Source organism: Microcoleus sp. N9_B4, from assembly GCF_036701635.1.
Taxonomy (GTDB): domain Bacteria; phylum Cyanobacteriota; class Cyanobacteriia; order Cyanobacteriales; family Microcoleaceae; genus Microcoleus.
Map to the genome: position 1 here is coordinate 25,932 of NZ_JAUBRC010000058.1, position 11,161 is coordinate 37,092.

The 11,161-nt window shown below is 44.3% G+C and carries 5 protein-coding genes; 2 read left to right on the forward strand and 3 right to left on the reverse strand.

Going from position 1 to position 11,161, the window contains the following annotated elements; genetic code table 11:
• The first annotated feature begins 237 nt into the window (after window positions 1–237).
• On the forward strand, window positions 238–5,745 hold the full coding sequence (locus QUA43_RS26870; RefSeq protein WP_333378160.1) for a protein kinase domain-containing protein: 5,508 nt from the start codon (window positions 238–240) through the stop codon (window positions 5,743–5,745).
• A 689-nt stretch (window positions 5,746–6,434) separates the two neighbouring features.
• Here QUA43_RS26870 and QUA43_RS26875 read toward each other — a convergent pair.
• Window positions 6,435–7,658 (reverse strand): tetratricopeptide repeat protein, encoded by a 1,224-nt coding sequence (locus QUA43_RS26875; RefSeq protein WP_333378163.1) that lies wholly within the window; start codon window positions 7,656–7,658, stop codon window positions 6,435–6,437.
• Window positions 7,659–7,734: 76 nt separating this feature from the next.
• Between QUA43_RS26875 and QUA43_RS26880 the strand changes: the two genes are divergently transcribed.
• Window positions 7,735–8,226 carry a WbuC family cupin fold metalloprotein gene (locus tag QUA43_RS26880; protein WP_333378165.1) on the forward strand — a complete coding sequence of 164 codons (492 nt, stop codon included), beginning with the start codon at window positions 7,735–7,737 and terminating at the stop codon, window positions 8,224–8,226.
• 214 nt (window positions 8,227–8,440) lie between these two features.
• Here the strand turns inward: QUA43_RS26880 and QUA43_RS26885 are convergent, their stop codons facing one another.
• Window positions 8,441–8,938 carry a hypothetical protein gene (locus QUA43_RS26885; RefSeq protein ID WP_333378168.1) on the reverse strand — a complete coding sequence of 166 codons (498 nt, stop codon included), beginning with the start codon at window positions 8,936–8,938 and terminating at the stop codon, window positions 8,441–8,443.
• A gap of 315 nt (window positions 8,939–9,253) precedes the next feature.
• Window positions 9,254–11,062, reverse strand: coding sequence for a PAS domain-containing sensor histidine kinase (locus tag QUA43_RS26890; protein ID WP_333378171.1), 1,809 nt, complete (start codon window positions 11,060–11,062; stop codon window positions 9,254–9,256).
• Window positions 11,063–11,161: the final 99 nt, after the last annotated feature.

An 11,161-nucleotide genomic window follows, 5' to 3' on the forward strand; every position in this document is an offset into this window, starting at 1 on the left:
ATCATCCACATAGTAATATTCGATGCAAATTTCTGGTTGATGTGGGCGATTGGTGGGGTTGGGCGGGTTTATTTAGATTGTTGGTTATCGTTATATATTGTTGGCGAACCAGCCCCTACAGCTTTTTTATCGTGGTGCAAAATGTGAATTTTTACGGATTTTCTTGATGATACAGTGGTTTTCACTCCCGATAGGTTAATATCATTAACAAGTACAATACCAACTAGCGCACGGACTATGCTCGGACTTAACGGATATCGCATTGTACAAGAACTTCACAGCGGCGTAAAAAGTTTGGTTTATCGAGGCTACCGCGAAGCAGACCAGCAACCCGTTATCGTCAAACTCCTCAAATCCGAGTACCCCACTCTGGAAGAAGTCACCCGCCTCAGAAATGAATACAAAATTGCCCAACCCCTAGACAGTTCTAGTATCACCAAAGTCTATAGCCTAGAAAACTATCGCAATAGCTTTGCCCTAATCTTAGAAGATTTTGGCGGCTCCTCTCTCGACCAGTTACTTACTAACCAAACCTTCCCTTTAACAGAAGTTCTGAGAATTGCCAGTGTCTTAATAGATGCCTTAGATTATTTGCACCGCCATTCGATTATTCACAAAGATATTAAACCGGGCAATATCATTATTAACTCTACCACAGGCGAAGTTAAACTCACTGACTTTAGCATTTCCTCCCGCCTGCAACAAGAGAATCAATCTGTGAGCAACCCCTCGGAACTGGCGGGTACTCTCGCCTATCTCTCCCCAGAACAAACGGGGCGAATGAACCGCTCCGTAGATTACCGAACCGACTATTATTCTTTAGGAGTGACTTTATACGAACTGCTGGCGGGTCAGTTACCTTTTGCCACGGTCGAGCCGATGGAATTAATACATTGTCACTTAGCTAAACAGCCTTTACCACTTTGTGAAATCAGAGAAATTCCCCAAGTTATTTCTGATATTGTAATGAAACTTTTAGCCAAAACCGCCGAAGAGAGATATCAAAGCGCAGCGGGATTAAAATTTGACTTAGAAAGTTGTTTAAATCAGTTGCTTGCTACGGGAACAATAGCACCTTTTGCCATTGCCACCCGCGACAAAGGTAGCCAATTACTGATACCACAAAAACTTTACGGCCGCGAACAGGAAGTAATAGAATTACTAGCCGCCTTTGAAAGAATTAGTAGGGGCGGTGCCCCCGTGCCTGCCCCGAACGCTGATGGGGCAACCACGGGGGGTTTGCCCCTACAATCGGTCGATGCTGCCAACCCGGATGGGGCAACCACGGGGGGTTTGCCCCTACAATCGGCAGAAATCGCCCGTAGGGGCAGTGCCCCCGTGCCTGCCCCCAACGCCGAAATGATCCTAGTATCCGGCTATTCCGGCATTGGCAAAACCGCCATTGTCAACGAAGTTCACAAACCCATAGTCCGCCAACGCGGTTACTTCATTTCCGGCAAATTTGACCAATTTAACCGTAACATTCCCTACTCAGCCATCATCACCGCTTTTCAAGCCTTAATTAACCAATTACTCACAGAAAATGCCGGACAAATTGCCAGTTGGAAACATCAACTCTTAGATGCCCTCACCCCCAACGCCCAAGTCATTATTGATGTCATCCCCGAAGTAGAATTTATTATCGGTTCGCAGCCAGAAGTGCCACAATTAGGGCCAACAGAATCACAAAACCGCTTCAATCGAGTTTTTCAACAATTCCTCAAAGTCTTTTGTCAGCCCCAACACCCCGTTGTCCTGTTTTTAGATGACTTGCAGTGGGCAGATGCAGCCTCCCTGAAACTGATGCAACTGCTGATGAGTGACTCTGACAGCCAATTTTTGTTAATTATTGGAGCATATCGCGATAACGAAGTCAACCCCACTCACCCTTTAATTCAAACCTTAGAAAAAATCCGCGAATCCGGGGCAAATCTCAACAACATCACCGTCCAACCTTTAGCCATCAATCATGTTAGCCAACTAATTGCCGATACTCTCAATGAATCCGCAGCCACAAAACGCATTCAATCCTTTTCAGAACTCCTGTTTAGCAAAACCCAAGGCAACCCTTTCTTTTTAACCCAACTGCTGAAAACCCTCGCCTTGGAAAGCCTGCTGCATTATGAAGCCAGCAGCGATAAATGGCAATGGGATATCGAAGCAATCCAAGCCATTGGCATTACCGATTTAAACGTTGTCGAACTGATTGCTAGAAACATTCAAAAACTACCAGAGGTTACTCAAAAAGCCTTAAAACTTGCCGCTTGTATTGGCAACACTTTCAACTTAGATATTTTAGCCATTGTCAACGAAGCATCAGAATTAGTAACGGGGGCGCAGTTGTGGCCAGCGCTTCAGGCGGGCTTGATTTTACCCCTGTCGGAAGCCTACAAAATTCCCTTGGTATTTGTCGAGTCGGAATCTGAATCAGTGCGGCTGCAAGATGTGAAAGTAGATTACAAATTCTTGCACGATAGAGTGCAGCAATCTGCCTATTCTCTGATTCCCGAAACCGAAAAAAAATCAACTCACTTCCAAATCGGTCAATTGCTGCTGCAAAATACCACACCAGAAGAACGCAAAAACAATATTTTTGCCCTGGTTAATCAATTGAATTTTGGCATAGAGACAACCACAGAGGAATTACCGCTACTGACCACCCAGTCAGACAAAAACCTGTTAGCAGAACTTAACTTGATTGCCGGTCAAAAAGCTAAAGCATCCGCCGCCTTTGAAGCGGCGGTTAATTATTTTAATCTCAGTTTGGGACTGCTGGCTGCCGATAGTTGGCAGAGTGATTATGACTTGACCCTACCTATCTATGTGGAAACCGTAGAAGCTGAATATTTAAACGGTAATTTTGAACAGGCGGAACAGCTTTTAGAAGTTGTGCTGCAAGAGGGAAAAACGCTTTTAGATCGAGTAAAAGTTTACGAAGTTAAAATACAGTCTTATATTTCTCAATATAGACTTTCAGAAGCAATAAAGATAGGGCTAGAAGTGCTAGAAAAATTAGGATTATTCCTGTTTCAAATGTCAGAAATTCCCGAAGATTTGATTCAGGAAATTGCTATCAAAATGACCGAAAAAAACAAAGAAATTGAGAATTTAGCCGACCTTCCAGAAATGACCGATCATTATCAGTTTGCCGTGATTCGGATTATTTTAACTGTTAAGAATGCTGCTCATATAATGAATCCGCCATTAGGATATCAGTTTTTATCTGCAATGGTAGATATCTGTTTAACTTACGGAAATCCTCCTTTAGCTGCTGCTGTGTACGTTAATTATGGTGTCTTTTTGATTGCTGCTGGAGATGTTGATTCAGGATATAGATTTGGTGAGTTATCTTTAAGATTACTGGAGCAAGATAATGCCAAAAATATAAAAGCAAAAGTAATTGTTTTACAGTGCTTTAACACATTTATTAGACACTGGAAAGACCATCTTAGGCAAAGCATAGACTCTTTGCAAGAAGCTTTTAATAGTGGTTTAGAAACCGGAAATTTAGAGTGTGGCTGCTATGCAATTTTAATGTATCACGATCATAAATTGTATTCAGGATGTGACTTAGAATCTCTAGAATCTGAAAGTCGAAAGTATCTGTTGGTGATTCAAAATCTTAAACAAGATTATTCTATTGAAACTTTAAGTAAGACGCGCCAGTGTATTTTAAATTTGCTGGGTCATTCAAACCGACCAACTGAGTTAACTGGCAATGAATATAATGAAAAAGAGGCTCTTAAAGCTGCATTAGAAATAAATAATTATTATATCTTATTTTCTATATACGCTTTTAAAACCTTCCTTTCATATTTGTTTAAAGAACGCGAAGCTGCCGTTGAGAATGCTCGACAAGCAGATAAATATAAAGCACCTGTTAGCGGTCTGATAGCTACAGCACAACTCAACTTTTACTACTCCCTCAGCCTCCTCGCTCAATATCCCCACGTCAGCGAAACCGAACAGAGAGAATATCTCGAACAAGTAGCCACCAATCAACAAACAATGAGACATTGGGCCAACAATTGCCCCGCCAACTACCAACACAAATACGACCTAATAGAAGCCGAAAAAGCGCGAATTTTAGGAGACTACCCCGCAGCCATCACCCTCTACGATGCGGCCATCACCGGGGCCAGAGAACAGCAATACACCCAAGAAGAAGCCCTCGCCAACGAACTCACCGGAGAATTTCACCTAACTCGCGGCCAAGAAAACATCGCCCGCTTCTTCCTCCTAGAAGCATACTACTGCTACATCCGCTGGGGAGCCAAAGCCAAAGTCAAAGACTTAGAAACCCGATATCCGCAATTCTTCGCCAAAATCAACGCTCAAAAACCCCCAGAAACCAGCCTCACCTTAGCCACCATCATCACCAGCAGCGGCAATTCAGAAGGATTTGACTTAGCCTCCGTCTTCAAAGCCGCCCAAGCCATCTCTAGTGAAATAGTCCTCAGTGAGTTGCTAGCAAAACTAATTAAAATCGCCATAGAAAATGCCGGCGCACAAACCGGATATTTGCTACTCAAACACTCAAACACATTCACCATAGAAGCCGTCGGACAAGTCGAAGGCGACAACATCACCCTCTCACAAATCCCCCATCTGCCCCTCCCCGAAATCCTCCCCATCAGCGTCATCAACTATGTAGAAAGAACCAAAAAACCTGCCGTCTTAAACAATGCTACCACCGAGGCAATGTTTGCCGCCGACCCCTATATTGTTGCCCGTCAAACCAAATCCATACTCTGTACTCCCATCATCAATCAAGGTCGCTTCATGGGCGTAGTTTACTTAGAAAACAACCTGGCAGAAAAAGTATTCACCCCAGGGCGCATAGAAGTTTTAAAACTCCTATCTTCCCAGGCATCTATCGCCTTAGAAAATGCCCAACTTTATCAAACCCTAGAACAAAAAGTAGAAGAACGCACCGCACAATTAGCCCAAGCTAATAGAGAAATATTGGTTTTGAACGAACGGCTAAAAGTAGAAAACCTTCGTATGAGTGCCGAACTAGACGTAACCCGCCGCCTGCAACAAATGATTTTGCCTCAACAGCAGGAATTAGAGTCAATTGCAGGGCTAGAAATTGCTGCATTCATGGAACCGGCTGATGAAGTTGGTGGCGACTACTACGACGTACTAAATCACGGCGGTAAAGCCACAATTGGCATCGGCGACGTGACAGGACACGGTTTAGAAAGCGGCGTGTTAATGATTATGGCGCAAACAGCAATTCGCACTTTGCTGGTTCACAAGGAAACCGACCCAGTTAAATTATTGCAGACAGTCAACCAAACGCTTTTTGACAACGTAGAGCGCATGGATTCCGGTAAAAATATGAGCCTTTCTTTGCTAGAATATCGGGACAACACCCTGCATTTGAGCGGACAGCACGAAGAGGTGATTGTCGTGCGTGACGGCGGCCAAGTAGAGCGGATTGATACCATCGAGTTAGGCTTTCCCATCGCCTTGGAAGCAGATATTGCCGATTTCATTGCTTCTACTGAAATACAGTTGAATTCGGGGGATGTTGTCATACTCTACACAGATGGAATTACCGAAGCTTTTAATATGAAGAAAAATCAATACGGTATCGAGCCATTGATTGAAGTTGTTGTCCGTAACAGGGAACAGTCAGCAGCAGAAATCAAGGAAGCTGTGATTGACGACGTGCGGCGATACATCGGGGAACAAAAAGTATTTGATGACATTACTTTGGTTGTAATTAAACAGAAGTAATATCATTTCCGGTTACACTCCTTATGATGTTGACTGTTGACTGTTGACGGTTGACTGTTGACGCCGTGAACAGTCAACTCGAATTTACTATTCCGATGCTAACGGATTTGATATATAGCAATCCTAAATCAGTTTCAATAACTGGTTAACTGGTTCCCAAGCTCTGCCTGGGAACCGATGTCACTCTTGCTCTGCCTCGGCCCAGACTATGGAGGCAGAGCCTCCGGATATGCGTTACCAGGCAGAGCCTGGTAACGAGTATAATCATTTAGGATTGCTATAAGTAGGTAGGCACAAATAAACCTTGCTGTATAACCGAATGTACAACTGCCCGAACCGAAAGCCAATAGCTTCGTTTGACTCGCTTTTGACTACTTAAAGGAGATTCCCGGTTTATGAAGCAATACGGTTCAGTTAAGCCCGATCCCCCCTAGCCCCCCTTAAGAAGGGGGGGACAAGAACTTATACCATTTCTCTAAAATCGTGCAACACTCTTCGACCCCCCCTAGCCCCCCCTTGCTAAGGGGGGGAACAAGAATACTGTTGCATTCTTTTTTAAAATTGGTATTACTCAAAGTCAACCCCTACTCCCCTTCTTAAGGGGGATTTAGGGGGATCTCCGGGGAAGAAACAGTTTTAACCCAAGCGTATTGCTGTATGTATTTTCCCACTCATCTACTTAGTTTCGCTCAATTAATCAACTGCTTGAATGCGTCGTGTTCGCGAATCTTCTCCAAATCAGCTTCACTTTTTGCCAACTCTTTACACACATTCGGATTGAGATTGAGGGCGCGCTTTAAATTTTCAATGGCTAATTCAATTTTACCTTGTAGGGCATAACATCGGGCTTTATTGTACCAAATTCTGTAAAAATCAGGTCGAATTTTAGCAGCATTGTCGTAGGAAGCGATCGCCGCTTCGTATTTTTGCAATTTGGAGAGTGCAACGCCTCGATTGTTCCAAGCGTCAGTATAATCATTTTTAATTTGTAGGGCTTGATTGTAAGAAATTACTGCTTGTTCGTACTCCTGCATTTTGGAAAAAGCAACGCCTCGGTTGTTCCAAGCATCGGCATAATCGGGTTTGGCTTGAATTGCTTGTTCGTAACAGCCGATCGCCTCCTGGTACTTCTGCAACTCCAACAATACCACGCCTCGATTGTTCCAAGCGTCGGGATAATTCGGGCGAATTGTAGTAGCTTGTTCGTAGGAGGCGATCGCCTCTGGATACCGCTGCATTCTCGTGAGCACTACTCCCCGGTTGTTCCAAGTATCGGCTAAATCCGGCTGAATTTGCAGGGCCTGATCGTAAGCTGCGATCGCATTTTCATAACGGTTTTCAAAGAAACAAGCATCTCCCTGTTTAGCATAGTCGGCGGCAGTCAATAGCTGTTGGTAATTGCCATAGTTAACCGGAGCAAATTCTTGAATTTGGGCATCGGGGAATAAAAGGTCTGTTTCTGCCTCTGCCGAGTGATTTTGGTGTTGAATTTCGCCTAAGATAGTTTCAGCGTCAGAAATTAATAGTTTTAATTGAGAGATTGTATCGTAATGCAGACTTTCAATTTCTTGGCGAGCAATTGTTGTCTGCTTGGACAATTTGCCCAACAGAAACCAAACCCCGACTCCGGCTGCTGTCGGAAACAAAGTTAGGGCAATTACCAGCCCGTTAAGCAGTACCGCCGTGCGCCCGAAAGCAATGTCAACTTCTTCTTGAACTCGATCGCGAATTTCTTCTTTAAGTTGCTGTTGTGAGAATTGCTGCTGAACCAACATTGCCGCCGTCGGTTCAGATGCAAAAACGGTATTGGCGCAGACTAGAATAGTCAAAAGGGCGATCGGGCTAATACTTTTTCTAAAGATACTTGACAAACGCATTGCCTTAGTGATACGCACCTGAGTTGCGATTTCCATGTGTCAAGAGATGCTGATAACAATGATCCCAGACTAGCCCATTTGTTCAAAAACTATAAAATACAGGATATCTGTTGTGCAGCCCCCTCCCATCAAATTGCTGACGCAAGAATTGCTAGACGAAGTTGCCGCTTCCTCGCGTCGCAGTCCCCGCCAGCGACAAAACTACAATTTCCACGATTTGTCTGAAAAAGTGCAGCGGTTTGTCAACGTGTTGCAACCAGGCACTTACGTCCGCCCTCACCAACACCTACGCCCGCCTGCCGTTAACGGTTTTGAGTTTTTTGTGGTGATTCAAGGCGAAGTCGGTATTGTTATTTTGAACGAAAACGGTCAAATCCTGCGATCGTTGCGAGTCAGCGCGGCGGGCCCGACTCGCGCTGTCGAACTGCCAGAGGGCACTATTCACACGTTAGTAGCTTTGACAGAGGATACTGTGATTTTGGAGTTTAAGGAAGGGCCTTACGACGTGGGGGCGGATAAAGACTTTTTGGCAGGTTTTCCTGCTGAGGGAACTGCGGCGGCGCGGGAATTAGTCCTGATTTGGGAAGCGGAATTTAACACTTGACTGTTGACTGTTGACGGTTGACTGTTGACGGTTGACGGTTGACTGTTGACTGTTGACTGTTGACTGTTGACTGTTAAAAATCTAAAATCTAAAATCTAAAATCTAAAATCGATTGACTGTTGACTGCTGACAACTAACAACTAACAACTGACAACTGACAACTAACAACTGACAACTGACAACTGACAACTGACAACTGACAACTGACAACTGACTAATTACTGATGAATCTAATTGTCGTCATCCGATTGTATAAATCCGGGGCCGTGCGAATGATTTTTCTCAGGAGCTCATCCGTCACCCAAAAGACGAGGGGAAACGAAAATGTTTTGCTGAATTCGCTGCATAGTAGGTTGGTAGAAACGAGCAATCGATCGATCGCCTCCACTGATTCCAAACCGAGGATCATTAAAGCTGGAGGCTTTTCCCCGTCTATTTCTGCAGCGATTGTCCTGTAGAGAGTTGTCGCCGATTCGGGCAAAAACAGTTGCCGCGGTTGCACGGGACAATTTACTTGCAGTCGATCGACTATTTGCTGCCGCAAAGCCAGCGAGTTGCAGTTGACTAAAACGAAAGAAAAGTAACCTTGGGAAAGACGGAGCGTCCGAATTAAAGTTGAGAACGACCGCTCGTTATATTTAGCTGAGTCGTACTTAGCTGCATCGTCTTTAGGTGTATTTTCTGAGCTTTGCTCGATAAACATAAATTGCATATTTTTTATCTAGTTTTAGAGATTTTCTAGATCAAATGATGTTTCTAAAGAAAATATGAATATCGGAAAATTATTTTTTTCTAAAAAACATTTTGCTAATTATACCACGGTTTTAAATTAATATCAATAGTCCGACCGAAATAGTCTGAGCGACTGATTTGGCTTGAACCACTCAAAAATCACCTGCGACGGCACCACAAAAGAATAGCCACAGGCAGAAATAAGAAACATATTTCGCAAGGGTTTCAGCAATTAATAACGTTCTAAATATCTGGCACGATTGCTCGATTAAATGTAATTTTAAATACCAAAAAATCACCGGAAATTCTCAGCCAGCGGCAAAGTAAACCAAAAACTAGCCCCAGCACCGGGAGTGCTAATTACCCCTATTTGGCCGCCGTGAGCACCAATAATTTGCCGACAAAGATATAGACCCAAACCCAAACCGACGGAGTTTCGGGATTGATCGCCCCTAACGTAAAGGTCAAAAAGATGTTCGCACTGTTCCGGCAATATTCCCGCCCCGTCATCTTCCACGGTACAGTAAATCATCATACTTCCGGGATTGGGGATTGGGGATTGGGGATTGGTAATGGGGGATTGTGGATTGGTAATCGGTAATTTGTGGATGTCTTGTTTTGCTGTGCTTTGATTTATAGTTAATTTCCCCGCCTTGATTACTTGAGCCGAAACTGTTAAATTCAGTCCCGGCATATTGTGTTTCAAAGCATTAGCTATTAAATTAGAGAACACACGCCACAACTGAGTTCTGTCAGCATTCACGGCTGGCAAATCATCCGGCACCAAATTTTTAAAAGTAGCTTTACCCTCATTCATTAAAGGCTCCAAATCTGTCGCCGCAGCTTCAACTACCGTTCTCAACTCAACCGATTCGCAGTGTAAAACCAAACCGCGCAATTCCCCGGCGTGAACTTCCAACAGCGAATTTATCAACCGTAATTGCTGCTCGCTACCTTGAATCATCCGCTCCAAAATAGAACGGGGAATTGCGATCGAATCCCCGGTTTTCGTTTGCCAATTTTTCAGCACCATTAACATTCCCGCTACCGGGTTTCGCAAGTCGTGAGAAAGAGCGTGGATAAACAGCCGCAGCGATTCTTGTGCCTGTTTGCGCTGCGTGATATCCTCAATTAAACCCTCATAATAAAGTACGGCGCCGGTGCTATCCCGTACCGCCCGCGCCTTCTCAGAAATCCAGACAATACTGCCGTCTGAGCGGTAAATTTTAGATTCAAAATCCGATACTGTGCCGCTTTCCTCGATCGATCGCAAAAACTCATTTCTGCGAGCCGGATCGACGTACAACTGCCGCTCAATATCAGTAAACTTTGCCGTCACTTCTTCCGGGGAATCGCAGCCGTAAATCCGCGCCAAAGCTGGATTTGCAGTAATATAACGGCCATCGGGAGTGCTTTGAAAAATCCCTTCGTCGGCATTCTCAAAAATGCTGCGGTACTTCGCCTCCGCCGCCTCCAACTGCTGGTAAGCAGATTCCAACTCACGCCTGGTACTAAACTCTTTCCGTTGCAGACATTCGTACCAATAAACCGACAAATCGCAAATCAAACAAAACCAAAACAAATATAAGTACAACCCGGTCAACTTAAAAGGAGTATACTTAGCAAAACTTAGATTTAAAACCAAATTTATCCCGACGTGGCAAAACAAAACGCCGAGTTGAGAAATCAGGTGGAGACGCCAGCGGACGGGCATCAGGGTAGCTTGGATCAGAAACGCTAAACTCCAGGTAAAAATTGGTAATTCCCCGGCTTGTGCGACAGCTAGCCCAAGCTGTACAACCACCGTCAGCGACCACGAAAAACCCAAAAATAGCAAACCGGGATAGCGCTGTCCGAAGGAGGTTTTTTGCAACACAAAACAGGTCAACAAACCCAATTCTACAGCAGCGCTAGTGTACAAATAAACACTTTTAAACTCCTGTCCAGCAAAGAATCTTTCGCCCAGAAAATAGACAGTTATTGTGAAGGCAAAAAAGATGGCAATTCCGACAGCAGGGCGCAGCCGATCTCGGAGGAAGCGATCGCGCCACACCTCATAAACCGTTAATGCCTGAACTGATTTTGCATTGCCCAAATAGTTCATACCATTTTAGATTTTAGATTATATCAATTCCGGTTGCACCGGAATGACTGTTGACTGTTGACTGTTGACTGTTGACTGTTGACTGTTGACTGTTGACTG